25 protein-coding genes and 2 tRNA genes are annotated in these 26,199 nt (G+C 42.7%); 11 read left to right on the top strand and 16 right to left on the bottom strand.

The genetic code is table 11. The features are described from left to right. Positions 1-27 precede the first annotated feature (27 nt). The 4 genes from sstT to QL898_RS06185 form a co-directional block, all read right to left on the bottom strand. On the bottom strand, positions 28-1,230 hold the full coding sequence (sstT, locus tag QL898_RS06170) for a serine/threonine transporter SstT (protein WP_057757687.1): 1,203 nt from the start codon (positions 1,228-1,230) through the stop codon (positions 28-30). Between the two features lie 284 nt (positions 1,231-1,514). Next, a complete protein-coding gene (locus tag QL898_RS06175) occupies positions 1,515-2,006 on the bottom strand; it encodes a DNA polymerase III subunit chi (protein WP_290176186.1) in 492 nt (163 codons plus the stop codon). Between the two features lie 7 nt (positions 2,007-2,013). Beyond that, positions 2,014-3,669: a leucyl aminopeptidase gene (locus QL898_RS06180; RefSeq protein WP_290176187.1), complete on the bottom strand. Its 1,656-nt coding sequence runs from the start codon at positions 3,667-3,669 to the stop codon at positions 2,014-2,016. A gap of 233 nt (positions 3,670-3,902) precedes the next feature. Next, entirely contained in the window at positions 3,903-4,520 is a 618-nt protein-coding gene (locus QL898_RS06185) for a cysteine hydrolase family protein (protein WP_290176188.1), read from the bottom strand. 492 nt (positions 4,521-5,012) lie between these two features. Here QL898_RS06185 and lptF point away from each other — a divergent pair, with 492 nt between their 5' ends. Beyond that, the gene (gene lptF / locus QL898_RS06190) at positions 5,013-6,335 is read left to right on the top strand and encodes an LPS export ABC transporter permease LptF (protein ID WP_290176189.1); all 1,323 of its coding nucleotides are present in this window, start codon (positions 5,013-5,015) and stop codon (positions 6,333-6,335) included. Then, positions 6,335-7,543: an LPS export ABC transporter permease LptG gene (gene lptG, locus QL898_RS06195; RefSeq protein WP_290176190.1), complete on the top strand. Its 1,209-nt coding sequence runs from the start codon at positions 6,335-6,337 to the stop codon at positions 7,541-7,543. Before lptF ends, lptG begins: the two co-directional genes overlap by 1 nt. A gap of 120 nt (positions 7,544-7,663) precedes the next feature. On the opposite strand, the gene QL898_RS06200 is transcribed toward lptG, so the two are convergent. Beyond that, positions 7,664-8,272: a methyltransferase gene (locus QL898_RS06200; RefSeq protein WP_290176191.1), complete on the bottom strand. Its 609-nt coding sequence runs from the start codon at positions 8,270-8,272 to the stop codon at positions 7,664-7,666. A gap of 241 nt (positions 8,273-8,513) precedes the next feature. Between QL898_RS06200 and QL898_RS06205 the strand changes: the two genes are divergently transcribed. After that, entirely contained in the window at positions 8,514-8,957 is a 444-nt protein-coding gene (locus QL898_RS06205; RefSeq protein WP_160021376.1) for a PH domain-containing protein, read from the top strand. 63 nt (positions 8,958-9,020) lie between these two features. On the opposite strand, the gene QL898_RS06210 is transcribed toward QL898_RS06205, so the two are convergent. The 7 genes from QL898_RS06210 to recN all read right to left on the bottom strand — a co-directional run bounded on the left by QL898_RS06210 (position 9,021) and on the right by recN (position 14,444). After that, on the bottom strand, positions 9,021-9,350 hold the full coding sequence (locus QL898_RS06210; RefSeq protein ID WP_160021377.1) for a DUF3817 domain-containing protein: 330 nt from the start codon (positions 9,348-9,350) through the stop codon (positions 9,021-9,023). A 68-nt stretch (positions 9,351-9,418) separates the two neighbouring features. Further along, the gene (xerD, locus tag QL898_RS06215; protein ID WP_160021378.1) at positions 9,419-10,357 is read right to left on the bottom strand and encodes a site-specific tyrosine recombinase XerD; all 939 of its coding nucleotides are present in this window, start codon (positions 10,355-10,357) and stop codon (positions 9,419-9,421) included. 66 nt (positions 10,358-10,423) lie between these two features. Further along, positions 10,424-10,750, bottom strand: a complete 327-nt coding sequence (tusA, locus tag QL898_RS06220; protein WP_102092648.1) for a sulfurtransferase TusA — start codon at positions 10,748-10,750, stop codon at positions 10,424-10,426. 83 nt (positions 10,751-10,833) lie between these two features. Next, entirely contained in the window at positions 10,834-11,328 is a 495-nt protein-coding gene (locus QL898_RS06225; RefSeq protein ID WP_179798573.1) for a hypothetical protein, read from the bottom strand. 86 nt (positions 11,329-11,414) lie between these two features. Further along, entirely contained in the window at positions 11,415-11,984 is a 570-nt protein-coding gene (gene ruvX / locus QL898_RS06230; RefSeq protein ID WP_101204672.1) for a Holliday junction resolvase RuvX, read from the bottom strand. 50 nt (positions 11,985-12,034) lie between these two features. Beyond that, the gene (locus QL898_RS06235) at positions 12,035-12,598 is read right to left on the bottom strand and encodes a YqgE/AlgH family protein (protein ID WP_290176192.1); all 564 of its coding nucleotides are present in this window, start codon (positions 12,596-12,598) and stop codon (positions 12,035-12,037) included. A 166-nt stretch (positions 12,599-12,764) separates the two neighbouring features. Next, a complete protein-coding gene (gene recN, locus QL898_RS06240) occupies positions 12,765-14,444 on the bottom strand; it encodes a DNA repair protein RecN (RefSeq protein ID WP_160021381.1) in 1,680 nt (559 codons plus the stop codon). Between the two features lie 764 nt (positions 14,445-15,208). On the opposite strand from recN, the gene QL898_RS06245 reads away from it, so the two are divergent. Then, positions 15,209-15,544 (top strand): pyrimidine/purine nucleoside phosphorylase, encoded by a 336-nt coding sequence (locus QL898_RS06245; RefSeq protein ID WP_057757729.1) that lies wholly within the window; start codon positions 15,209-15,211, stop codon positions 15,542-15,544. Between the two features lie 221 nt (positions 15,545-15,765). Beyond that, entirely contained in the window at positions 15,766-16,536 is a 771-nt protein-coding gene (rlmB, locus tag QL898_RS06250; RefSeq protein WP_102078746.1) for a 23S rRNA (guanosine(2251)-2'-O)-methyltransferase RlmB, read from the top strand. Here rlmB and coaE read toward each other — a convergent pair. The 4 genes from coaE to pilB all read right to left on the bottom strand — a co-directional run bounded on the left by coaE (position 16,499) and on the right by pilB (position 21,384). After that, entirely contained in the window at positions 16,499-17,185 is a 687-nt protein-coding gene (coaE, locus tag QL898_RS06255; RefSeq protein ID WP_102078745.1) for a dephospho-CoA kinase, read from the bottom strand. The two genes, rlmB and coaE, sit on opposite strands and share 38 nt — an antisense overlap. A gap of 141 nt (positions 17,186-17,326) precedes the next feature. Further along, complete coding sequence (locus tag QL898_RS06260; RefSeq protein WP_290176193.1) at positions 17,327-18,226, bottom strand: A24 family peptidase; 900 nt, start codon at positions 18,224-18,226, stop codon at positions 17,327-17,329. A 7-nt stretch (positions 18,227-18,233) separates the two neighbouring features. Further along, positions 18,234-19,457: a type II secretion system F family protein gene (locus QL898_RS06265; RefSeq protein ID WP_290176194.1), complete on the bottom strand. Its 1,224-nt coding sequence runs from the start codon at positions 19,455-19,457 to the stop codon at positions 18,234-18,236. 220 nt (positions 19,458-19,677) lie between these two features. Continuing rightward, complete coding sequence (pilB, locus tag QL898_RS06270) at positions 19,678-21,384, bottom strand: type IV-A pilus assembly ATPase PilB (RefSeq protein ID WP_201547506.1); 1,707 nt, start codon at positions 21,382-21,384, stop codon at positions 19,678-19,680. Between the two features lie 384 nt (positions 21,385-21,768). On the opposite strand from pilB, the gene tpiA reads away from it, so the two are divergent. The 6 genes from tpiA (at position 21,769) to nusA (ending at position 26,095) form a co-directional block, all read left to right on the top strand. Next, positions 21,769-22,581 carry a triose-phosphate isomerase gene (gene tpiA / locus QL898_RS06275; protein WP_290176195.1) on the top strand — a complete coding sequence of 271 codons (813 nt, stop codon included), beginning with the start codon at positions 21,769-21,771 and terminating at the stop codon, positions 22,579-22,581. Positions 22,582-22,787: 206 nt separating this feature from the next. Then, complete coding sequence (secG, locus tag QL898_RS06280; RefSeq protein ID WP_021814138.1) at positions 22,788-23,096, top strand: preprotein translocase subunit SecG; 309 nt, start codon at positions 22,788-22,790, stop codon at positions 23,094-23,096. A 142-nt stretch (positions 23,097-23,238) separates the two neighbouring features. Beyond that, positions 23,239-23,322 (top strand) — tRNA-Leu (locus tag QL898_RS06285). Positions 23,323-23,445: 123 nt separating this feature from the next. Next, positions 23,446-23,522, top strand: a tRNA-Met gene (locus tag QL898_RS06290). 452 nt (positions 23,523-23,974) lie between these two features. Further along, a complete protein-coding gene (rimP, locus tag QL898_RS06295; protein ID WP_290176196.1) occupies positions 23,975-24,475 on the top strand; it encodes a ribosome maturation factor RimP in 501 nt (166 codons plus the stop codon). A 135-nt stretch (positions 24,476-24,610) separates the two neighbouring features. Next, on the top strand, positions 24,611-26,095 hold the full coding sequence (gene nusA, locus QL898_RS06300; protein ID WP_057757751.1) for a transcription termination factor NusA: 1,485 nt from the start codon (positions 24,611-24,613) through the stop codon (positions 26,093-26,095). Positions 26,096-26,199 lie beyond the last annotated feature (104 nt).

A 26,199-nucleotide genomic window follows, 5' to 3' on the forward strand; every position in this document is an offset into this window, starting at 1 on the left:
TATCTATATAAAACACGTCAGCAGAAATTAACGTGAGTACGTTGGATCAGCTGCTGCTGTAAATAATACATCAGTAGAAGAGTTCAAGGCAGTCTCAGCTGAATCCTGAATCACACCGATGATAAAGCCAATCGCAACTACTTGCATCGCGATATCATTTGGAATACTAAATAAGCTAGCAGCGAGTGGAATCAATAGCAACGAACCACCAGCAACACCAGAAGCACCGCAAGCACTAATCGTAGCAACCAGACTGAGTAGCAGCGCTGATGCAAACGTCACTTCGATACCCAACGTATGAGCAGCAGCAAGCGTTAAGACGTTAATCGTAATTGCAGCACCAGCCATATTGATCGTGGCACCTAGTGGAATGGTCACCGAATAAGTGTCTTCATGCAATCCAAGCTTACGGGCAAGGTTCATATTGACTGGAATATTGGCCGCTGAACTGCGTGTAAAGAAGGCCGTAATTCCTGATTCGCGTAGACATCTGAACACGAGTGGATAAGGATTTTTGCCCGTTTTAATAAGGACGATAAGTGGATTGGCAACCAACGCAATGAATAACATGCAGCTGATCAATACCATCAAGATACGTGCGTAGCCTGCCAAAGAAGCAAAGCCTGTCTCAGCAACCGTGCTAGCGACTAGGCCTAAGATACCAAATGGGGCTAAAGCAATAATCCATTTAACTACTTGTGAGATGGCATCAGCGAAATCGCCGACAACATTACGAGCAGTATCACTGGCTTGGCGCAATGCAAAACCGATAATAATTGCCCATGCTAAGATACCAATATAGTTGGCTTCAGCGATTGCATTGATCGGGTTGGCGACCAAGTTCATGAGCAAGTTCGTCAAGACTTCTTTTAGGTCAGCAGGTGGTACTTGTGCGATATCGGCGTTGATCAAGACCAGCTCAGTCGGGAATAAAAAGCTGGCACCGACTGCCGTTAGTGCTGCCAAAAAAGTGCCGAACATGTACATGATAAGCACCGGCTTTACGTAGACTTCATTGCCACTGCGATGTTGACTAATGGCTGCCATAACCAGAATAAATACTAGGATGGGAGCGACTGCTTTTAGTGCGCCAACAAAGAGTGTACCAAGCAACCCTATAGCGGTGCCGATACTTGGCGCTAGCCAACCAATCAATACCCCTAATACCAAGCCAATAATAATAAGCGGCACCAGCCCTATACGCTGATACATCGCAATTAATGAACGCATCTGTACACCCTCAAGTCCGTTAAAAGTAAGTGAATTGTCACAACAGAAAATTTATCGAAGGATGGTAGCATTTTTTGACATATTCGCATACCGCTCATAGCAGTAGCCGTTGTAAGTAAACAAGAGAGATAGTAGAGTCATATAACTAGTATAAAAAGAATGCAGCACTTATAGGCAAGGGCTAGCTACTCAGAATACCTCATCAAGGAGAGAATAAAAGCAGCGATATATAAGGTAGGAAGGGTATTCCGTTGTAAAAGATAAGGGGAAAATAAACGGCAGAGCTACACCTTAAAGTGGGTCAGATCGTAACCTAATTGCTGGTAGGCTTTATATTTATTGCGACCTTCTTGTGTACTTATAGCATCAGGTCGGATCAGCTCAAGGACTCGAGAGGGTTTTGAATTATTGGTAGCAGCCATAAAATCGTTGACGGGTCGTGTCGTCGTATTGAGCACGATACCATTAAAATCTGCTGGCATATGATTGCCTAGCAGTACAGGTGCTAATGATTTATGAGTAGCAATGTTGCTATCATCAGTACCTCTATCATTGGTACTTTTATTGTCAGTATCAGAAAGACATTGATGCGGTATAAAACTCGTGGACTCTTGTGCCCAAAGCGCCGTATCTAGATTTGCTAGTAATGTCTCATTTTCAATTAAAATCAGCAAAGACTGAGCGCTTTTGTTAAGCGCCGTCTGAGTCAGCTGACAAATAAAGCCCAAGAAATCTTGGGCCTTACTTTCACTTAATATATAAAAACTAATTTTCATAAATGGATTAAGCCATCTCTGCGCTGTTTTTTAGATATTGCATAAACAATGGTACAGGACGTCCAGTGGCTGCTTTGTCTTTACCTGAGTTCCATGCAGTACCAGCGATGTCTAAATGGGCCCATGCTTGACCTTCTTCAATGAAACGCGACAAGAAGCAGGCGGCAGTTACCGCACCAGCACCTTTACCACCAATGTTTTGCATATCAGCGATTGGCGAATCAAGCTGAGCTTGATACTCATCATCTAAAGGCATATGCCAAATTAGGTCACCTGATAGGTTGCTAGCATTTTCTAAATCAAACAGGACATCTTCATCATTACTAAATACAGCTGAACGAACATGGCCTAGCGCAACCACACAAGCGCCAGTCAAAGTGGCAACATCGATGATGGCTTTTGGCTGATAACGCTGCACGTAGCACAAGGTATCTGCTAGTACTAAACGGCCTTCAGCATCAGTGTTCAAGATTTCAACTGATTTACCATTCATCGCCTTGACGATATCGCCTGGACGCGTGGCATCACCTGATGGCATGTTTTCAGCACAGGCTAGCGCACCAACGACGTTGATCGGTAGACGTGCTTCACATAATGCTTTGATTGTACCAAGTACTGACGCCGAACCACCCATGTCAAACTTCATCTCGTCCATTGCCGCACCTGGCTTGATTGAGATACCGCCTGAATCAAAGGTCACGCCTTTACCGACTAATACGATAGGTGCGTCGTCATTGGCCGCTTGTGCGTTATCATTGCTATTTTTGCTTGCATTTTTAGCTGACTTTTTGGTTGGTAGTTTATCGGCCAATGCCTTTAGACCACTCACTTTTGCGTTGCTAGTGGTTTGCTCGGTAGTGCCTGCATTTGAACTAAATTCTGATTTACCTCGGTACTCCATGAGCACCAGCTTACCTTCTTTAGTAGAGCCTTGTGCAACGGCCAAGAAGCAATGCATACCTAGCGCTGCCATCTCGTCTTCACCTAGTACTTTCACGGTTAATAGGTCAGGGTAAGTTTTTGCAAGTTCTTGAGCTTGTTCTGCCATATAAGCTGGGAAGCAGATATTGCCAGGCTCATTGGCTACATCACGAGTGAGGCTCTGACCAGCAAATACTGACTGAGCAAATGCTAGCGCAGGCTGTAGTGACTCATCAGCTAACAGATAAACGTCAGTCAATACAGGAGTCGCTTGCTCAGACTTATACTTGTCAAAGCGGTAGCTCGCTGCCAGTAGATTAAGGGCAAATTGACCGAAGTGATTTTCTTCTAGCGCATCACCTAAGGCGACAGTGATAGAAGACACACGCTTTTGTGTGCTGCTATAGATAGTATTGGCGATTTTTTGCAGCACTGTATTGTTGAACTTATCAGTATTGCCTACACCGACTAATAGCAGTTGTACAGGGTTTTGCTTAGTGGTTTTTTTATCACCTGCCAGCGCATAATCAGCAACAGTCTCACAAGTAGTACCCTTGAAATGTGATACTTCAATCAGCTGCTCAATGCGAGCGGTATATTCGGTCAGCACAGATTCAGCCAGAATGTTTTTCTTGTCATCGACTAAAACAACCAGACAAGCATCGTCTTTACTTTTGGCTTCTTTTTTCAGGATTTTCTGCGTATGGGTCTTTGGTAAATGCTGAGATAATTTGATATTCATATAGTTATCCTTATTAGAGTTATGAAAATTGCAGGATTTGGATGACTGCTTATACCTGTCAGATTATTAGATTATTAGATTATTTGGTTTGTTGAGCAATCACAGTAGTGTAGCATATTGCGATAATCGTGCGCAGTTAGCAAGCCTTAGGTAATACGTTTGAATTATTATGCTGTGCTAACTTACGCTATGGTTTAGCGGTTACATTATCATTTTTCGATGATGCCAACATATTAGCCATTGATCAATTCATCGGTCGTTACCATCGCGGCAAATCTGTCTTGTAGTGCGGCCATGGCAGTATCATGCATGATTTCAGCGCTTATCGGCTTTCTTGTAGCGCTCGGTAGGTCACGAGTGGCACAAGCATCATGGCAGACAAAACTATCGAAACCTAAATCAAATGCGGCGCGGACGCTTGAGCTGACGCACATATGACTCATAAAACCCGCAAAAATAATCTGCTTTTTTTCTGCTGCTGAGATCAATGATTGTAATTGCGTATCATAAAAGGCATTCGGATGCTTTTTGGCAATTACTGTTTCGCCATCTTGAGGCTGCAACTGTTCGACTATCTCAACGTTAGCTGATAGAGGATCAAAGATATTGCCATTCTCGGCACCATGATGGGTAATGTGAAAGATAGGTAAATCTTGCTGACGTGCTTTATCGAGTACTAGGCGCGCATTGGCGATGGCTTTTGCCCCAGCGTCCCCTAATGGCATAGCGCCATCGACATATTCATTCTGATAATCAATAAGAACGAGTGCACAGTTTGACCAGTCAAGCGCATTAAAAGTGCCGCCAGCGAGTTCAAGTAGGGTAGAGGGTGTAGAGGTCGTTTTATTCATTAGTATTATTCTCCGTTTGACGATATAAGTATATTTTTCTATCAGTCAGTCTAGCAATTAATAACAGAGATGAATGTTCGATGATACGAATGACAAACAAACCTTTCTAAAATAAATAAAGCAAAAACTTAACGCCATAAATACTATTAGTGTGATGTAATTTGAGGTTTTATCAATTATTCATCCAATATTTGCTATATTCGTTACTTACTGTCGATAATGCGTTCTCAGCAAGGTGTAGGTAATGTTTCCAAACACATTTCACAGCCATTTTTGGGCAAAACATGCTAGCATTAGCGGTTATATCTGTTGCTGGTGTTTATTGAGTATGACTAACCAGTCGCTTAGTAACGTTTACCGTTATTTGAGTATTTAGATGATCCATATCATGCTGATGATATGTCGTCTACGACCTAGATATTTAATAAGCTCATCATCAATCGCGCGCATACCAACTGTTTAAGAGTACCCATTGTGATATTACGCCGCTACATGACACAACAAGTTGCCTCGACCACTGCCTTAGTGTTGGGGTTTTTGGTAGTGATGATGCTCGGCGGTCGTTTGATACGCTATTTTGGCATCGCTGCTGAAGGTCGTTTGGACGTCAGCCTACTGTTTACTATCATTGGGTATAACCTGCCGTATTTTTTAGAGCTCATTTTACCGTTAGCATTCTTTATTGCTTTGATGCTCGTATTTGGCCGCTTATATGTCGATCAAGAAATGGCAGTGATTAATGCTAGTGGTGTATCTCGCGGTAGGCTTGCTCGGTTAATGACACCGTTAATATTGGCATTGTTTGTCGGCGAGGCGGCGCTATCTATCGTTGGTAAGCCTTGGGGCGTACGCTCGTCTGAGGCTGTTTGGCAGCAGCAAGCATTGACCAGTGCGTTTGATTTGATTCGTCCGAACGAGTTTATCAGTAGCGGTAATTACCATTTATACGTGGGTAGTCTCAGCGATGATAAGAAAAAATTGCAAGATGTGATATTGATCCAATCTGAACCTGCGAAAAAAGGTAGTGCTGCCAAAAGTGTCAATGCTAATGCCACTGCGACTGATATGAATAACATGATTGACAGCGAAACAGCCGAACAAATTGGCATCTCTGATATTCCTAAAGATATTATAAATAGCGGTGCGAAGGACATTAGTAAAGACACGATTACGTTGGCTAAGCGTGCTGAGCAAGTGAATACTGGCAATAGCGGCGTGACTCAGTTGGATCTGTTCCAAGGACGTCGTTACGAAGTTGGCGCAGGCAGTCTGAAATATAATCAAGTCGCTTTTGATCGTTATCGCATCACCTTGACTGAGTCTTCACAGGAAGTTATCACCGAAGACAATATTGAAACGCAACAGATTGGACCATTGTGGCAAGCCGCCACGAGTAGCTCACCATCAGGCACTAATAGTGCAATGCGTGCTGCACAAGGTGAGCTTGGCTATCGTTTGGCGCTACCATGGCTGATGATTATCGCACCTATGTTGGCCGTGCCACTGGCGCAAGTCCGTCCGCGTCAAGGACGTTGGCTCCGTCTATTTCCTTCTATCTTATTATTTGTCAGCTGTGCATTAGGTATCATCTCGCTCAAAAACGCAGTGAGCAAAGACAGCATTAGCGTATGGGCGTATGCATGGCTTATCTTAGGATTTATCGCATTGGCGCTTTATATGAATTGGGGTAGCCGCGTGCAACATCGATTGCGCTTTCGCAAACAAGAAAATAGGCTAGCTGCTGCCGCAACTAACTCAGTTAGCGATATCGATATCGATCATCAGAACAACAGCTCACAAGGAGGGCAGTCTTAATGCGCTCTTTATTTGCTCAATCAGCTGAGTCTGATCAATTGGCTAAGAAACCTGCCAATCTAAAAGTCCTTAGTCGTTATGTCAAACTTAATGCTCTATTGGCTATTATTGCTGCCGTCATTGGTTTGTGGGCATTACAGCTGATTTTTTCTTACTTATCAGAGCTTGATTCGTTAGATGATAACTACACCATGGGCGAGGCGCTCAAATATATCTTTTATCGTTCGCCTTATTTTTTAGAGCAATTTATCCCAACGGGCGCGCTATTGGGTGCTGTCATAGGGTTGGGTTTGCTGGCTAATAAAAGCGAGCTGGTCGTTATGCGCGCGGCTGGGGTCAGTATTTATCGTATCGTCGGCTGGGTATTGCAGCCCGCTTTGATATTTGTACTATTGGCCTTGGCTATCAACCAATTTATCCTACCGTCTTCTAACCAGTTGGCAAAACAGATTAATGATGAAGACAGCATCTCACTGGTCACCTCGGTACGCGGCTATTGGACGATACAGCCGCGATTCGAAACATCAGAAGATGGCAGTGCTACACCTGATGGTAGCGACGTTTTATATATTGATTATGCTGATGTCGCGGGCAATATTGGCGAAGTGAAACGTTGGCATTTGGATAACAACGGTAATTTGCAAACTGCTGTCCATGCGGAAGGTGGAAAGTATACTGGCCGTGAACCAATTGATGTGAATAGTGAAAAGCCAAGTGAGCAGTATCGTTACGAGTGGCAGCTAAATGATATGGTTAAGCTCTCTATCAATCAGGGATTTGAGAGTAGCCAAGCCGTTTCACCATCAGATACGCTAAGCTTGCCCTTTGCCCCAGAGTCTGTGTATTTGCTAACGCGTAAGGCAGAGGATTTGTCATTAACGCAGCTGTATGAGCATCGCACGTTTATGCGTCAGCAGGGCAATCGTTCTTTAGATCATGAAGTCGCATTTTGGCAAAAGCTACTATCGCCATTGTCGATATTGTCGCTAGTGATTGTCGCCTGCTCATTTGTCTTTGGCTCGCTACGGACGCACAGCTTAGGCTTGCGTATCGTCGTGGCGTTGTTGTTTGGTTTGTTATTTAGCTATATTCAAGATTTGGTCGGATTTGTATCGCTGGCGACAGGCTTTTCACCAATGCTTATGGTGCTATTGCCGATTATCGGCAGCGCACTATTAGGCGGGTATCTAATAAAACGCCAGATGTAAGATGACAGTTAATCATACAAAATAAAAAGCACGCTAAAATTAATTTAGCGTGCTTTTTTATGTCGATTTCAATTTAAGCTTCAGTTTAAATGGCCGAAACTCAATCAGGCAAAGCTAAAGCTAGTCTTTAGTCGCCATGGTAATCGTATAGGTTTTACCTTGTTTGATTTTATCGCTATTGCCAAAAACTTCGGTAAATGAGCGTTTCACAAATTGGCGTAGGCCATTGATGGTCACGACATAAAAACGGCCACCTTTACGCATACGTGCATAGGCATCGAGGAAGTATAAATAATGCTGCTCTTTGCCTACTTTGGCTGGCAAGTTTGACATCACAAGGCTAAAGTCTTTGTCTTTTGCCACATGATTAAAGCCATTTGATAAATGCACATCGACATTGTTTAGACCATTTTTCTCACAGTTACGACGTGCGTATTCTACCGCCATAAAGTCTTTATCAATCAGCGTATGCTGACCATTTGGACATTCACGTGCTGCTGTCATACCGAGTACGCCATAACCACAGCCCAAATCGATCGAATCATCATCTTGCTCAAAATCCACATAATCAAGTAGCATCAAGCTACCATCATCAAGCTTTTGTGGAGAGAAAATACCCCACGTGGTCGAAAAATCAAACGGCTTGCCAAGCACCTCTTGGCGAAAATTGATATCTTCGCGCCAGTGTTCGGCATTTTTTAATAGGTCAGCAGGTGGTCTATGGCTCATGGGATTCTCGGATAATAGATAGGTAAAAGGTAGTGCGCAGCCCAGTTAGGTAGCATGTATATCATGACGCACTTTAATAAGGGTATTGTAACGAGAAAAGGGCAGGTTTGCAGCTATCTATTTATGGAACTGCATTTTGCTATGTCGTAAAAATTTTTAAGAAAAAATGCTAGAGATATTAGATAAGAGGTATCGCTTAAGATAGAATCAAATCTAACCTGATAGTCTCTAAGTGTTATTTATGCCAGACATTATATTCGTATCCAAAGTAGACTTCTGGCTTGCACTGTTACTTTGGGGTTTGAGTTTATTTACTGTGTCTGTTCCATTATGGCAGTGGAAGCGAGGTGCTCACAAATCCCTCATACAAACTATATTAATGACGGTTATTCTCATCCCTTTTGCAGCACTAATGCTCATCCCTTTTTTCGGTACTAAGTACATATTAACGAATGACCAACTACAAGTAGATAGTGGGTTCTCTGTTCAAAAAATTGAAATTACAGATATCACCTATATTACGCCGACTCGAAGTATGAGTTCTGCGCCAGCACTATCATTGGATAGGATTAAAATATCCTATCAAGATGAAGAAATACTAATCTCGCCAAAAGACAAATCACGTTTTTATCGCGAGATACAGGCACGTAATCCAAGTATAGCGATAGATACAGCAGGCGAATAGAATGGCATTATAGTTAACCATATTCAGCTATATATCATTTCTGATATTGAATTTTTCTTGAAACTACTTCCTCAAACTCTTCTTTAATAAATGGTCAAATATAAATGGCCCAAATGGTAAAAACGAGCCAAGCACACCAGCAGGTAGCGCCCAAAGCGGCATTTTTATTCTGCTCGCCGTAATGACCAGCACCACGACATAAGCAACGAATAATACCCCATGCACTGGACCGACATAGCTTACCGCTTCTGGAATATCGAACATATATTTGAGTGGCATCGCGATACCAAGTAACAATAGAAAAGACGTGCCTTCTAAATAACCCATGATAGTAAGATTTCTGAGTGCAGAGTTTTGACGCTTCGTTAAGGCAGATGGTTGAGCTTGCGACACGATATATTCCTTTTACAATCATCAATAATATTAGATTTCAATGCTGGCCATATGACAATATGGCAAGGCTACCCACGTGGATGATGTTCGGCATGCAATTTCTGCAATCTTGCCGTTGCTACATGAGTATAGATTTGCGTGGTTGATAAATCGCTATGTCCTAGCAATAACTGCACACTACGCAAGTCTGCACCATGATTGAGCAAATGCGTGGCAAAGGCGTGACGTAGCGTATGCGGGGATAACTCTTTATCGATACTGGCAACTTTGGCGTACTTCTTAAGTAGATACCAAAAGTTCTGCCGCGTCATATAGCCACCTTGCGCCGTCAAAAATACCGCTTGGCAATTGCCTGATTTTAAATGAGCAATCAAGTCGCCACGCCCATGAGACAGATAATCTTCCAATGCATCAGCTGCATATTCGCCGAGGGGCACCAGTCGCGTTTTATTCCCTTTCCCCGTGATTTGTAGCCAGCCTGAGTTTAGATTCACTTGCTCTAATGAGAGGTTAATCAACTCACTCACTCGCAAACCGCAGGCGTATAAAACTTCTAGCATGGCTTTATCACGGAGACCGAGCGCGGTGCCGGTATCAGGTGCGGCAAGTAGATTATCGACGTCAGCCTCGGCTAAGTCTTTTGGCAGCGGACGTCCGAGTTTTGGGCTTTTGATACGTTCACAAGGATTGTCTTCACGCAGATTACTGGCAATCATCCATAGATAAAACTGGCGCAAGCTTGAGAGCATGCGTGCTTGTGTACGTGGGGTTTTGCCATCTTGAGCAAGGAGTGACAGACAGTGCAGCACATCATCAGGCTGCCAGCGTGTCAGAGCGATAGGATTGGTCAGCTCACAAGAGCGTAGGTCGCGGACGTACGCATTACGAGTACGCGTCGCTAGACCGCGTGCCAGCATGGCTTGACGAAACTCAGTCATATAAGCTGGCTCATCATCGACCGCCAATGCTTTAGGCTGTCGTTGTTGCACGGCACGATCACGGCTCATAGGATGATACTCAGGTAGGGATTAAGTTAGCAATAACAGACAGTTATTAAAATAATGCCAAACTTATCATGCCATTTTTTTCTTAACCAGATAGCGATATAGCGTTACGCTTGCAGGCGTATCCTCATCGCTATCGATGGTAATTTCATCAGGATCAGCGTCTAAGCTCACATTCTCAGCCAGTGTTTCTTGGCCTACTAGTTCATGACCTAAATGACGACAGAAATTTGGAATGTCGCGCGTGGTAGCCGGATCTGTCGCCAATATTTCAATCACTTCACCGCCATCTGCTTTGCGAATGACGCGATGTAGCATCATGACCGGCTCAGGACAAATCAGCCCTTGAGTGTCTAAGTGATGGTGGATAGGCGTGTCTGGTATCGAAGTGGTCATAGTCATTATCGTAAAGCTAAATAAGTGAATTTGAGGATGAGTAGTTTGCTTAAGTGCTTATTGCGGCGTACTTTGTAGGTCGTCTACGCTTCAGTACTTTCAGCCTCTTCGTCGGCATCAGGCGTATCAGCTATTTCTAAAAAGTTAAAAAACCGCTTAAAACTTACTTTAAATAAAAATGCCACGCCCAGCCAACAAGATAGTCCTAACCATGCAGTATCGGCAAAAATTAATCCACCAACCAATATAATGGTTGATACGCCAATACTCATGGCAATCATCGACGGTTGGTTTAAGCGATAACGATAAACGACCAATGCATCGTAAATAGTAATGGGTATCGTGAGGGCTACTAGGGCATATGGCAAATTATAAAATAATTGATAAAGCAACTGGTTATCATGGAAGGCTTTGATACTAGCAATCGTGCCAAAGACCACAAATGCGAAAATAGCCGCATAAATGAGATAAATCGCTATTTGGTTGGCACGCTGTGCACCTTTAATACGGGCAATAGCAAGCGGAGCAAAACCATGCTGTGACTTATGTTGCGAAGATTGGTCTGAGACAGTGGTCATAGTAATCAGTCATTTATCCGTTGAGAAGTACGATGTATCTAAGTGGCATTATAGCCGCACACGTGTCTTTTACCTATTTGGCTGCTTTATTCTGCTTTGATTGCATCGATAGCGATACTGCTATTAGGATCAGCAAAATAGGTCGACATTAGGATACAAGCGGAGATATCATCGATTGGGTCGCGTTCGTTTTTGATCCAACCATTGTCCCATGCGATTTCTCTTGCCTCGATTGAAGTCAGCCGCTCATCACACAATGATACGGTCACTGGCAGATGTTGCTCCATCACTCTATGGGCCAGACGACGAGCGAATTTGTGCGCTCGTTTTGAAAGCATGGAGCTAGTGCCATCCATATTAAGCGGTAGACCGACCACGACTTGCGCCACGCCCCAGACTTTGATAATACCAATTAAGTTGTCCCAATCTGGCTGACCGTTATTCATTGCCAAAATGTCAAAGGCACGCGCTGTCTGCGTAATGGTATTACCGAGCGCCATACCCATCTTTTTGACACCGTAGTCTAGCGCCAAGATAAGATGCGGCTTTACTTCTGGCTCGATAGTTTCAGCAGTGCTATTGCTATCGAGAGTGTCAATATCAATGTCATTATCTATAGCGTCTGTGCTATTCGCCGTAAAAGTACTATCTACCATAGTAATGGGTGTCCTTTATGTCTTTATCTAAATTTGCAGAGCGTATGATATTACGCATGACCTATGTCACTACTAAGATAGTCGAAATTGACTCCGATTTTGTCAGCTGCGATTTGCCAGCGTTCTTCAAACGGGGTATCAAATAATAAGTTTAGATCAGCAGGGCAAACTAGCCAATCACCATTACTGAGCTCTTGGTCTAGCTGTTTCTTACCCCAGCTGGCATGACCTAGGCACAGCTGATAGTGACCGACGCCTTGGCCTGCGGCAATACGCTTTAGAATATCTTGGCTAGTCGTGATGCAAACGTTCTCTGAAATAGCAAAAGAAGAGGCCCATTCTGGCTGACCAGTATGCAGCACAAAGCCGACCTCAGGATACATAGGGCCACCCTCTAGTGCCACATCTTCCATCACCTGCGGATTGGTCACTTCAATGTCTAAATCTTCTAGCAGCTTACCTACGCGAGATTGCTCAAGCGGACGATTGACCATCAGACCTAGCGCACCATGCTTGTCATGACGGCAAATATATATAAGTGCCTGCTCAAACCTTGGGTCTGACAGCTCTGGTCCTGCAATCAAAAAATGATGGGTCAAATTGGTTTTAGACATAGAAACAAATGCAACCTAATAATAAGGGTGAAAGACCACTATATGGTGATAATCAATAGAAAAGCAAGATTTGCACTAATTGCTACTGACCATCATACAGACTCAGCTAACCATCCGTTTTAATGAAAACGAATGATTATTTAACGTTAGATAGGTCAGATAAGCGTTATTTAACATCGGATAATAAGCTGCGGGCATGGTCGCGCGTGACATCGGTGATAATGACACCACCAGACATACGCGCCAACTCGTCTACTTGCGCACTGTCGGTCAGTATGAGTAGCTCGCTTTCGGTCTGTTCTTGATGGTGCTTTTGTACCAAGATATGTTGATGCGCTTGCGCTGCGACTTGTGCTTGGTGTGTGATAGCCAGCAATTGCTGTGTTTGCCCAAGCGAGCGTAGCAGTTCGCCAACCACTTGCGCAGTACCGCCACTGATACCAACGTCGACCTCATCAAATACCAACATAGGCTTGGCGGCATTGTTATCAGCATTGGTCGCTTGTAAGACTTGCATCACGAGCGCCATACGTGACAGTTCACCACCTGAGGCGATTTTGTGTAGAGGCTGCATTGGCATACCGACATTGGCGCTGAATAATAAATCAATATCGAAACAACCTTGGGCATTGTACTGACTAGGTTCGGCTTTCTTAGTAAAAACAAATTCACAGCGAGCATTGGGTAGCGCAAGTGGTTGTAGCTGTTTGATGAGTTGCTTACTAATTATCGGAGCAGCTTTTGTGCGCTCTTTATTCAACTGTGTCGCCAGAGCGAGATAGTCTTGCCAAGCCTGATCAATTTGCGCTGCCATTGCATCACTGCTTGGCTCGTTCTCTAGCTGCTCTAATTGCGCTTCCCAGCCTTTTGCTTCATCAATTAAATCACTCGCTGGCAAGCTATGCTTACGTGACAGACGATGTCCTAAGCTGATTAAATTGTCTAGTGTTTGCAATCGTTCAGGATCAGGTAGCTGCTGTTCGGCATAATCTGATAGCAGCGCAGTCACCTCAGTGATTTGCTGCTGTGCTAGATGTAGCTGTTCAGAAGCTTGTTCAAACGTTTGGCTAACGCCTACTTGGTTGTCACAGAGTTTAATTGCTTGTCCGAGCAAGGTCATGACGTCTGGTTCATCAGTATCATTGTCGAGCAAATGCAGACCATGACTGGCCTCTTGCATTAAGGCTTCAATATTGGAGAGCTCTTCGTGTTCAGATTCAACTTCTGCGTAATCCACAGCTAATAACGGGGCAATATCTGCTAATTGGCTCTGCAACAACTGAATACGATCTTGACGCTGGGCTTCGCGGCTCGCGATGTCATCTGCGCGACGTTTTAGCTGCTGATAGGCTTGATAGCTACTGGCAGTTTGGATGGCTAGCGGTGTTATCTGTGCCATCTCATCAAGCCATTGCACCACAAATTGCGGCTTAAGTAATGCTTGCTGAGCATGTTGGCTATGTATATTGACCAGTAAAGCACCTAAACTCTTTAGCTCCGCTAAGCTAACCGGTGAACCATTTAGCCATGCTTTTGAGCGGCCAGTATTGCTTAATTGTCGACGAATAAGTACTTCAGGCTCTTCTAGCGGTCGATCATTTTTGGCAAACCAGTCAGCGACGACGCTGTTATTTTCTACATCAAATTGAGCGTAGATATCTGCATGCGCAGCGCCATGCCTGACCATTGCACTGTCTGCTCGCTCACCGACACATAGTGATAGTGCATCTAGCAATAACGACTTGCCAGCACCTGTTTCACCAGTGATGACATTAAAACCTTCAGCCACGCTCAGCTCATGCTGAGCAATCAACGCAAACTGATGTAAAGTTAACGATACTAGCATCAACGCCTCTCAGGACAGACAATGGACATCATATAAATCTTAGGAAGCCATCTATAAATAGGGTAAATAAGGAAGTGAAAATATCTATTTAAACTTGCTAATTAGATAAATATTGTAGGCAAATAGTATGGTGTTAAATGTGCGTAAATACAAACTTTAAGATGAGGTATAACAGAATTTATTATTGGGAGATTACCATAAAACTATTAAAAACTGACAATAAATCATCAACATAATACCTATAATATTAATCGTTAGGGTCATTGGATATCTAAAGATAAGCACAGTATGTGAAGAAGTGTTTTGACTGATAATTATAAAAACATACCTAAGTTAGTGGCCTAGCATCCGCCTAGAAAAATACCAAATGAATATTAAACGAACGGGTAGATACTTGCCATCGAATAGAATTTTCCTAGTCGCTTTAACAAACTTTATAGATATAATGTGGTAGCATAATCTCACATAATGATAAACTCTTCTTATGAGTTTGATGCGCTATGCAAGCTGATAACGAGTCATAATTTTGTAAAATTGTAGGCGTATAGTGGTAAAAATATGCCACTCAATCATTACTCAAAAGCGTTTTCATAGAACCTGTGGCTACCTTTAGCGCGCAGATATCTACTATAGAGGGATAAAGTATCTAAAGCAGGCGTGTTTGCTTACTGGTCGCGTATTTGAAGCCCAGTGCAACTCTGTCAGTACTTTAACCCGTTACTTATTTTTTAGTTTTGCCATAATTATTTGATAAGGAAGCCACTATGACAGCGGCGCAATTTACTAACGTAACAGTTAATGCCCAAGCGACAGTATCTTATGATGGTCGCTGCTCAAGCCATACCATTATGTTTGAGGATGGTCGTCATAAAACGCTAGGCGTGATCTTACCTTGTGACAACTTGGTTGAGCATTATCACTTTAGCACTAATACTTCTGAGCGTATCGAAATCACTAGTGGTGAGTGTGAAGTGAAGATCAATGGTGATGATGAATTCAGCTACTACCGTGCCGGTCAATCATTTGTCGTTGAAGGCAATAGCGGTTTTAACCTACGTACTGAAGAGATTGTTCAATATGTCTGTCATCTAGAAGGCTGATATTATTAATAGGGCGCTCGAGCTTTCATTCTAGCGCCTGTTCTATCACACATTAGTGTTTCGAGAAAATAAACAATATCGGATTGGTATTGTTTATTTCTTTTTTGACGTTTGGTTTACTGTTCTCTCATCATCAATGAGCTATGACATTTAAAGCCGACGTTACCCTCTTTTATTCCGTCGCCTAGTGCGATATCCACTTTATATTTAGTAGGCCTATTATGGCAAAACCCATTTATTTTTACGGCATTCATGCCATTGATGCGTTACTTGAACATCGTCCTCTTGATGGCCTTAGCTTGTTTGTGCAGCAAGGGCGTGAGAGTGACAGTCATGTACAAGCTATCATGGCCGAAGCGGAAGCAAACGGCATTAGTATTCAACCAACCCAAAAAGACAAGCTAACGCAGTTGTGTGGTAGTCCGCAGCATCAAGGCGTGGTGCTCAATGCTCGTCCGTTAGGTTTCGCTGATGAAGGTTTGCTTGATACTATTATTGGCCGTGAACAATGCTTATTGTTGGTACTAGATCAAATTACTGATGCACATAACTTTGGCGCCTGCCTACGTACCGCAGTGGCTATGGGTGTGGATGCAGTGGTTTGTCCAAAACACCATGCAGCGAGCCTAACGCCAACAGTCGCTAAAGTATCAGTTGGCGCAGCAGAGATGATGCCGATTGTCAGCGTTACGAACTTGGCACGCACGTTGTCGCAAATCAAAAATGCAGGCGTTTTTGTATTTGGTACGGCACTTAGTGAAGAGGCTAAGCCAATACATGCCGCTGACCTAACTGGCAAGACCGCTATCATTATGGGTTCAGAAGGAGAGGGTATGCGTCGCCTGACAATGGAGAGCTGTGATGAGTTGGTTTATATTCCAATGTCAGGAAACGAGCATGGTAATCTACAGAGCCTAAACGTGAGTGTTGCTACTGGGATGGCACTGTATGAGGTCAATCGCCAGCGAACTTTAGCTGCTGGGCAAGCGTAAGGTACTCTTGGTGCAAGGGTTCTAGTTGTAGATATAGAGAGGCAAGGTCGCTCTCATTGAGTATGACATTGTCTGCATGACGATTACGCTCTTCACGACTCAGCTGATTGGTCATAATGGCCTTAATTTTTTGTATGCTTTGATCATCACGCTGACTGGCACGCGCAAGCTGCGTGTCTTCGGTGGCATCCATGACTAAAATACGTTGACATAAATTGGCCAGTCCTGCTTCTGCCGCCTCTATAAGTAGGGGCGCAGACAAGACTATATACGGTGAAGTACTAGCATCTAGCTGTGCCTTTGCTGTCTCACGTATCGCTGGGTGAGTGATAGCCTCAAGCTCAATCAGCGCTTCAGGATTTGCAAATACGTGTGTACGTACAGCAGCCCTATCCATGACACCCTCATCCGTCAGTATCCAATCACCAAACTTTTTCTGGATTTTCTGCAGAGTGGTGCTACCTTTAGCGACAGTCTCATGGGCGATCACGTCTGCATCAATAATATCGATGCCTTGCTCAGCAAACCAAGCACTAGCGGCAGATTTGCCACTACCGATACCACCCGTCAAACCAACCACGAGCTTCTTATTTTTTGGTTGCGTGGTTTGTGGTTGGTGTGAATAAGAGTGCGATATATTTTTTGACATAATAGTGGCTTATCTGATAGATAGAACAATGAATGCAGCTTTGAACTCACAATCGGCCTTGTAAAGCTTTACTTATGAGTCGCTGCCGAAAATTTCCTACAATGATATTTACTACAATAATCTAGTGTACGCTGTCAGCTATTAGACATACATACCGAGATACCAGCTGACGATATCTGAGCCGTATAATAAGGCAACGATACCTGCTATAGCGATATAAGGCCCAAAAGCAAAAGGTCGGCTTTCACCCTGTTTTTTCATCAAGATCAATCCAACGATAGAGCCAAGTAAAGACGATAGTAGGATGATTAAGGGTAACATTATAGGCCCAAGCCAAGCACCTAATACCGCCAATAGTTTAAAATCCCCTTGGCCCATTCCATGTTTTTTAGTTATTAAGTAAAACACTTTGACTACTATCCATAGCGATAAAAACCCAAGTAGTAATCCCCATATCGACTGTGTTGGTGATACGAACCAGCTTTGTGAATTCACCGCCAACCCTAAGCCTGCCAAAGGAAAGGTAAGGCGATCGGGTAGTAACTGTGTGTCAAAGTCGATACCTGTTAGAGCTACCAGTGTCCATACTAAAACCAATGCGGACAAGCCTGTAGTATTTACCCCAAACTTATATATTACTAATACAGATAAGAGGGCAGTTACTAGCTCAACGAGAGGATAACGTAGACCGATAGCCGCTTTGCAACTTGAACAGCGTCCGCGTAGTAACAGCCAACTTATTAAAGGGATGTTTTCATACCACTTAATTTTATGTGCGCAATGAGGGCAGCGAGAGGCAGGTCGACTTAAAGTAATTGGTTGGTCAGTAGCGACAATATTTGCTATGGGCAGCGTATGCTCGCGTGGCATATCTGCTTGTTCAGACATGAACTGGCTACACTCTTGTCTCCAACCATACACCATCATCAGCGGTATGCGATGAATCACAACATTTAGAAAACTGCCAACGCAAAGACCTAATAGGCCAAATACGAATAAAGCTAGGGCGATGTTTTCTTGTAGTAACTGTATAAATTGCATTAAGTAATTATCCTACTACTGCGCCCATCTGGAAAATTGGCAAGTACATTGCGATGACTAGGCCACCAACTAATACACCTAAAACTGCCATGATCATTGGCTCCATCAAGCTGGTCAAACCATCGACGGCATTATCAACTTCATTTTCATAGTAGACAGCGACTTTATCTAGCATTTCTTCTAAGCTACCAGACTCCTCACCAATACCAACCATCTGAATGACTAGACTCGGAAACAAGTTGGTCGAGCGTATAGAAAACTGTAATTGCTGGCCAGTAGATACGTCATTTTTGATCTGTTGAGTTGCATTGTAAAATACAACATTATTGGTCGCACCGGCAGTAGAGTCTAGGGCATCGATAAGTGGAACACCAGCGGCAAAAGTTGTAGATAGTGTACGAGAGAAACGTGCAATAATCGCTTGATAGGCGATGTTGCCAAATATGGGAGCTTTTAAGACAGCACGGTCTAAAAAGTCACGAAATTTTTTAGATCGTTTTTTAGCTTCTGAAAAACCGATAATTGCACCACCGATAGCAATAATAAGGATAAACCACCATGCCTGCATCCATTCGGACATGCCAACAACCATCTGTGTAAAGGCAGGCAGCTCTGCGCCAAATGATTCAAATAGATCGGAGAATACAGGTACTACTTTTATCAATAGAATCATGGTGACAATGATAGCAACCACGATAACGGCAATAGGATACTTCATTGCTTTTTTGATTTTTACTTTTAGTAGCTCACTCTTTTCTTTGTAAGTAGCGACTCGTTCAAGCATCGTCTCAAGTGCACCCGATTGTTCGCCAGATTCGACGAGTGAACAGAATAAATCATCAAAATAGCGAGGATGTTTGCGCAAAGAAGAAGCAAAGGTACCACCTGCTTCAATATCTGCTTTTATTTTCAATACTAAGTCTTTCATACTCGGATTATCGAGAGAGTCGGCGACAATTTCAAAAGACTGAGTTAACGGTACACCTGCTTTCATCATTGTTGCTAATTGCCGAGCAAAAATAGCAATATCAATGGCTTTAATAGCTTTTTTGAAAGTATAAAGTGGCTTTGGTTTTTTCTTGATCCCTTTAACCGTGATACCTTGTTTACGCAGGGTTGCCTTCGCCAGCTCTAAGCTACGACTAGTAGTTTCGCCCTTAACTTTCTGTCCGCGTCGATTCACACCGTCGTAAACAAAATCTAACAACATATCGGTCTTAGCTTTTGCCATGTTACTACCCTCAAAATTGTCCAATATAAATTGTAAATTTACAATAGAATACCAGACTTAGGATACCAGTCAGGCATACTTTATTTTAGCGTAAAAAACCAGTGGCTATCTGTTTTATTTTTAAAGATATACGATAAGGAACGTTGCTAGTTTATCACTCTTATAATAACTAAAAGTCAATATGCTAAGACATAAATTACGTGTTCTATGATTTTACTTATTATTCAGAAGTCACTCGCATCATTTCCTGAATACTTGTGACACCTTGCAACACTTTTAAAATCCCAGAACGTCGCAAGTCGCGGAAACCATTTTTGATGGCAGCATCTTTGATATCTATTGCGTTACCATCTTCCATGATAATGCGTGAAATATCAGGGCTGACTTTCATCACCTCATAGATACCTACACGGCCTTTATAACCTTCACGGCATTCATTACAGCCGACTGGTTCATAAATGACATTATCAGTGTTATCTAAATCAGTATCGGTAAAACCAATCTCTAACAAGCTTTGACGCGGGATGTTAATAGGTTTTTTGCAGTTCTTGCAGAGACGTCGTGCCAAACGTTGAGCAATGACTAGGTTAACCGACGTGGCAATATTAAAGGAGGCGACGCCCATATTGCGTAGGCGCGTTAATGTTTCAGGTGCCGAGTTAGTATGCAAAGTAGAAAGAACCATATGACCTGTTTGCGCCGCTTTAATCGCAATCTCAGCAGTCTCAAGGTCACGAATCTCACCGACCATGACAATATCAGGATCTTGACGTAAAAAAGACTTTAGCGCATTGGCAAATGTTAGACCAACTTTGGCATTAACATTGACTTGGTTAATCCCTTCAAGGTTAATTTCGACTGGATCTTCAGCCGTTGAGATATTGGTTGCGCCAGTATTCAAGATGTTGATACCAGTGTAAAGTGATACTGTCTTACCAGAACCAGTAGGACCAGTGATAAGCAACATGCCTTGTGGTTTGTGTAATGCCTCTAAAAACATTTCCTGTTGATCTGGTTCATACCCCAATGCATCAATACCTAACATGGCTGACGATGGATCAAGGATACGCAAAACAAGCTTTTCACCGAATAACGTCGGTAATGAGTTTACCCGGAAATCAATCGCTTTATTTTTAGAAATTTTTAGTTTAATACGCCCATCTTGTGGTACCCGACGTTCTGAGATATCCATCTGAGACATGACCTTTAAGCGTGCTGCAATTTTATTCGCAAGTTGAACTGGTGGATTAGCCATTTTTTGCATGACGCCATCGACACGAAATCGTACTCTGAAAGATTTTTCGTATGGCTCAAAATGTAAATCAGAAGCACCCATACGGATAGCATCGACTAGCATTTTATTGACGAACTTTACAACAGGTGCTTCGTCGATACCATCATCAAGCTTGGTCTCGTTTTCTTCCTGCCCATCATCGAAGTCGACATTTAAATCACTATTAGAAAAGCTATCAAAGCTCTGCATCGTATCTGCGTATGCACTTTCAATACGCTTTTTGAGCTTGTTTTCTTCGACAACAATGGTTTCTATCGACAGACGAGAATTAAAGGCAATCGCATCAATAGCATCAACGCGTGTGGGATCACTTAGTGCGACAAATAGACGTTGTCCTCGTTTAAAGAGTGGTAACGCATTAAACTTACGAACGATTTTCTCATCAACCAAGTCTTTTGGAATAACATCAACATTTAATGCATCAAGATCGAATAGAGGGTCGCCGAAAGCTTGGGATAGCATTTGGGCAAGTTGATAAGCATCGGCCAATTTATTGTCTACTAGATAAGGTACCAGTCCTATTTGCTGCTGCTGCGACTCAATCTGTGCCGTCTTCATGTTCGCTTCGCTAACGACACCGTCGCTAATCAGTTGCTGCGCTAGACCACCGTACTTACTGGTTGCGATAGACATTTTAACCTCTCCTTTGATACAAAATATTCTGTAAAACTGCTTGGTATTACACGTTATATGCTTGTTGTTTTCAGTTGATAACTCGCTATAACTATATTGCTTTGTTTATCTTATCTACCTGCGTATCTATATATATAGCTAGCAATAATATTTGATTTTATACATTCTGTAGTATAGAACTTTACTTTAGTTTGAAAAATTTATATATACCATTAGGCGACTAGCTCGTAAAAATAATGGTCTATTGATGCACTATCTATAGATAAGTTTACAGAAGTGATTCTGCTCATGGTGGCACGCTACTATAGCACTTACGAATTATTTGTTATACTGACGCGCATATTAGCCGAATTGGCATGAATACATGAGACAAGGTAAATAAGTATGCAAGCTTGGGTAATTGGCAATTGGAAACAGAATCCTGCGACTAACAGTGCTGTCAATGCACTATTGGACGACTTATTGACGAAAGTTAATACTGAAGAACAAGCCAACTCTCAGACATCAAAAAACCGCTGTAAATTAATGGTAGCGCCCAGTTGTGTTCATTTAAGTACAGTGAGTACGCGTCTAGCAGATAGCTCAATACTTTGTGCAGCACAGGACGTTAGTACCTATAGTGCAAGTACAGGAGCCTATACTGGTGACTGCTCAGCCCAACAGGTAGCAGATGCAGGTGCTACTTGGACGCTACTTGGCCACTCTGAGCGTCGCCAATATCATAAAGAGTCTCATAAATGCCTGATAAGCAAATTGTCTCATGCGTTTTCCCAGAACTTAGGCGTGGTGTTTTGCATCGGCGAAACACAAGAGCAGTATGACAATAGTCAAACACTCGACGTTATCAATGAGCAACTCTCGGTTATTAAAGACTTACTGACTCAGCAGCCAGATTTAGCATCATCGTTATCTGAAAAGCTGCTCGTCGCTTACGAACCTGTATGGGCCATTGGTACAGGTAAAGTGCCTACTGTGGCAGAAGTGAGTAAGACTCATCAGTACATCAAACAAACGGTTGCAAGCTTTGCTGATATAACAGATACGATTACCGTGCTGTATGGCGGTAGTGTTAATGCTGATAATGCCAATAGCTTTGCTTCTGACGCTATGATTGATGGCGCGTTAGTGGGCGGTGCTTCGTTAAAAGCAGAGAGCTTTCTAGCGATTGCCGATGCCTTTAACCAAGCCAATGCTTAAATAACGCTCAGATATCAAGATCATAGCTTATAGACAGTATGGTTTTATCGGTTAGTAAAAGTAGGTTTAACACTGCCCTTGCAATCGTGTACAATGCGCCTTATTTATATAGTCGATTTGGCATTTGATCATGCCGATTGTCATTCTATTAACCTTACGTTTTATTTTCCGTTATCAGTCGTCATTACGCGGCAAAAGAGGCCACCATGTTTACGTTTATATTAGCCCTGCATATTATTGTGGCCATTGCCATGATCGGCTTGATTCTGATACAGCATGGTAAAGGGGCAGACGCTGGAGCTTCTTTTGGTGCAGGTTCATCAGGTACGGTATTTGGTGCAGCGGGAACCGCCAACTTTTTGACGCGTGCGACTGCAGTACTAACGGTCATATTCTTTATTACCAGTATGACGCTGGCTGTTCATGCGCGTAAGCAAGCAGAAGATCAATTTCGTCTAGATGCGCCAGTATCAGCGCCGCAAACGCCGCGTCCATTGACACAAAATCCTGAATAAGTGGCTTTTAAGTAGTCAGCGCTTGCTATTTTGGTAGGTTACATTTACAATGCTTTTCTGTTTTCGCAAGTCCTTATCTATTAATGCTTACCTTACGCATTATATATAGTAGATAGGAAGTTAGAAAACAGAGTAGTAAAATGCGATTGTGGTGGAATGGTAGACACGCCATCTTGAGGGGGTGGTGGCGAAAGCTGTGGGGGTTCAAGTCCCCCCAATCGCACCAAGTTTCATAGACGCAGCATAGCGTCAGGTTGGATTTTTAGTAGTAACCACTTAATTTATAATTATTTTAAATAAAGTGTTGACACTTCTACATTATCTCCCTATAATATGCGTTCTAGATTGATGCGGGGTGGAGCAGTCTGGTAGCTCGTCGGGCTCATAACCCGAAGGTCGTTGGTTCAAATCCAGCCCCCGCTACCACTTTTTATACTGATGTTTTGTACACTAAATTTGTCAGTACCGATTAACCCACCATAATGTTTGTGGGTTTTTTTGTATCTGAAGGTCAGTGTTATCGCGGTATCTATCCTACTTATGCTAAGCTCTAAGTCTATAGAGTACGATATTACTCGTCACTGGTCATCATCGGCCGCTACTGGCACGATGCTCCTTAAGCAACACTATCTTTTATTCCTCACGCTTTTATCGATAGTAGTGCTTTATAACTAATAAAAGCATTGTTTGGCTGAGCTTGATGTTTTTTAGGCTCGTCCCTATATAAATGCACAATATGTATCATATATTTGTGATTTAAAATTATATACTGACCGTGATTCTTATCATCATAAGATTGTTATATATGGATAAGAGTCAATCTTTAATACAGTTTACTAAGTACGATAGATAAGTGAATAGGAAAATACAAAGAGATTATGAAGCTTTCGACTAAAGTTGCAGAACTGACTAATATTATTGCCCCTGCCGTGGCCGCTTGTGATGTGTCATTATGGGGTATCGAGTTTGCGCCACAAGGTCGTCGCTCTTTACTACGTATCTATATTGAGGCATTGCCAGAAGAGCAAGCCCAAGATAAACAAGTAACGATTGAAGATTGTGCGGCAGTAAACCATCAAGTAAGCGGTATTTTAGAAGTTCATGATCCTATCGCTGGTGAGTACATCTTAGAAGTATCTTCACCTGGTTTTGACCGTGCATTTTTCTCAGATGAGCAAATGCATGCGTATGTTGGTCAAACTGTGAGCTTGCGTCTGATTCAAGCTATCGGTACAGGCGATCAGAAACGTCGTAAAGCCACAGGTACTTTAAATAGTATTGATGAAAACTCTTTAAAACTGACGTCAAGTGATGGTGAGCAATTTGAGATCGCACTAAGTAATATTGATAAAGCCAATTTGATTTATGAAGATGCCTAGATTTTTACTAGGGTAACTGTTTATAGATAGACAGTTTTATCTTCCAATAGCTTATGTGGCTTATAGCAACTATATAATAGCAGCACCCAAATTATAAAATTTAAGTCAATTAAAAAATGATAGGACAGGTATAGCATGAGTCGTGAAATCTTAACGGTAGTAGAAACTGTCAGTAATGAAAAGGGCTTAAATCCTGAAGATATCTTTGAAGCAATTGAAGACGCTTTAGTGGTATCGACTAAGAAAAAAGTATATACCGAGCAGCCAGAAGTGGCTGTACGGGTAGCAATCGACCGTGCAACTGGCGATTACGATACTTATCGTTACTGGACAGTGGTTGCAGATGAAGACCATGAAATGCCAGCTTGTCAGCTTGCTATCACCGATCTTGATCAGGAAGAATGGTCAATTGGTGATATTAAAGAAGAGCAAATTGAATCAATCGAATTTGGTCGTATTGCTGCTACTCAAGCAAAACAGGTCATCATCCAAAAGATTCGTGAAGCTGAGCGTGCATTAGTTGCAGATGCTTTCGAGCCACGTGTTGGTGAGATGATGTATGGCGAAGTCAAAAAACAGACTCGTGATGGCTATATCATCGATTTGGGTGACAATGCTGAAGGTTATTTGTCACGTGATCAAATGTTGCCACGTGAACAACTCCGTGCAAAGTCGCGTATCAACGCTATCTTGTACCATGTGAACCGTGAAAACCGCGGTGCACAGTTATTGTTATCTCGCACACATCCTGAAATGCTATCAGCATTGATGCAAAAAGAAGTGCCTGAGATCGCAGAACAAATTATCGAAATTCGTAACGTCGCTCGTCTGCCAGGTACTCGTGCTAAAATAGCCGTGAAGACCAACGATCATCGTATCGATCCAGTTGGTGCCTGTATTGGTATGCGTGGTACACGTATCCAAGCAGTACAGCAAGAGTTAGACGGTGAGCGTATTGATGTGGTGGTATGGTCAGATGATCCTGCCCAGTTCATCATCAGCTCTCTAGAGCCTGCTGACGTAAGCAGTATCATTTTAGATGAAGATACGCAAACGGCAGATATTATCTTTAGCACCAATGATCAATTGGCGCGTGCTATTGGCTCACAAGGTCAAAACGTACGTCTAGCGTCTGAGTTGACGGGCTATAAGCTGAATATGATGCTCGAAGAAGAATATCAGCAACGTCAACAAAACGAATCAAAAGCGTTTATTGAATTATTCTATGAGCGCCTAGAAGTAGATAAAGATTTAGCACAAGCATTGGTTGATATTGGTTTTACCAGTATCGAAGAAGTGGCCTATGTACCAGTTGAGACTTTCTATGATATCGAAGGTCTAGATGATGAAGCGATTGATATGATTCAAGAGCGTGCTAAAGAAGTTGTCATCGCTGATGAACTGGTCAAACAACAGAACATGAAAGAGCCAAGTCAAGAGCTTCAAGAGCTTGAAGGTATGACAGTCAGTTGGGCTTATAAAATGGCGCAAAAAGACATCATTACTGTTGATGACTTGGCAGAACAAGCCGTCTTCGATCTAGAAGATATCGAAGGATTAGACTCTGAAACTGCAGGAAAACTCATCATGAAAGCTCGGGAATCTTGGTTCGATGAATAAGCGGTAACTGCATATCGCTGTCTTTTGGTGATATGCTATTGAGAATAAAGCGCTGATATCTATTTATAAGTATCAGCCTTAACCCAATCATTTGTAGCCAACAA

The organism is Psychrobacter sp. APC 3279 (assembly GCF_030407795.1).
Classification (GTDB): domain Bacteria; phylum Pseudomonadota; class Gammaproteobacteria; order Pseudomonadales; family Moraxellaceae; genus Psychrobacter.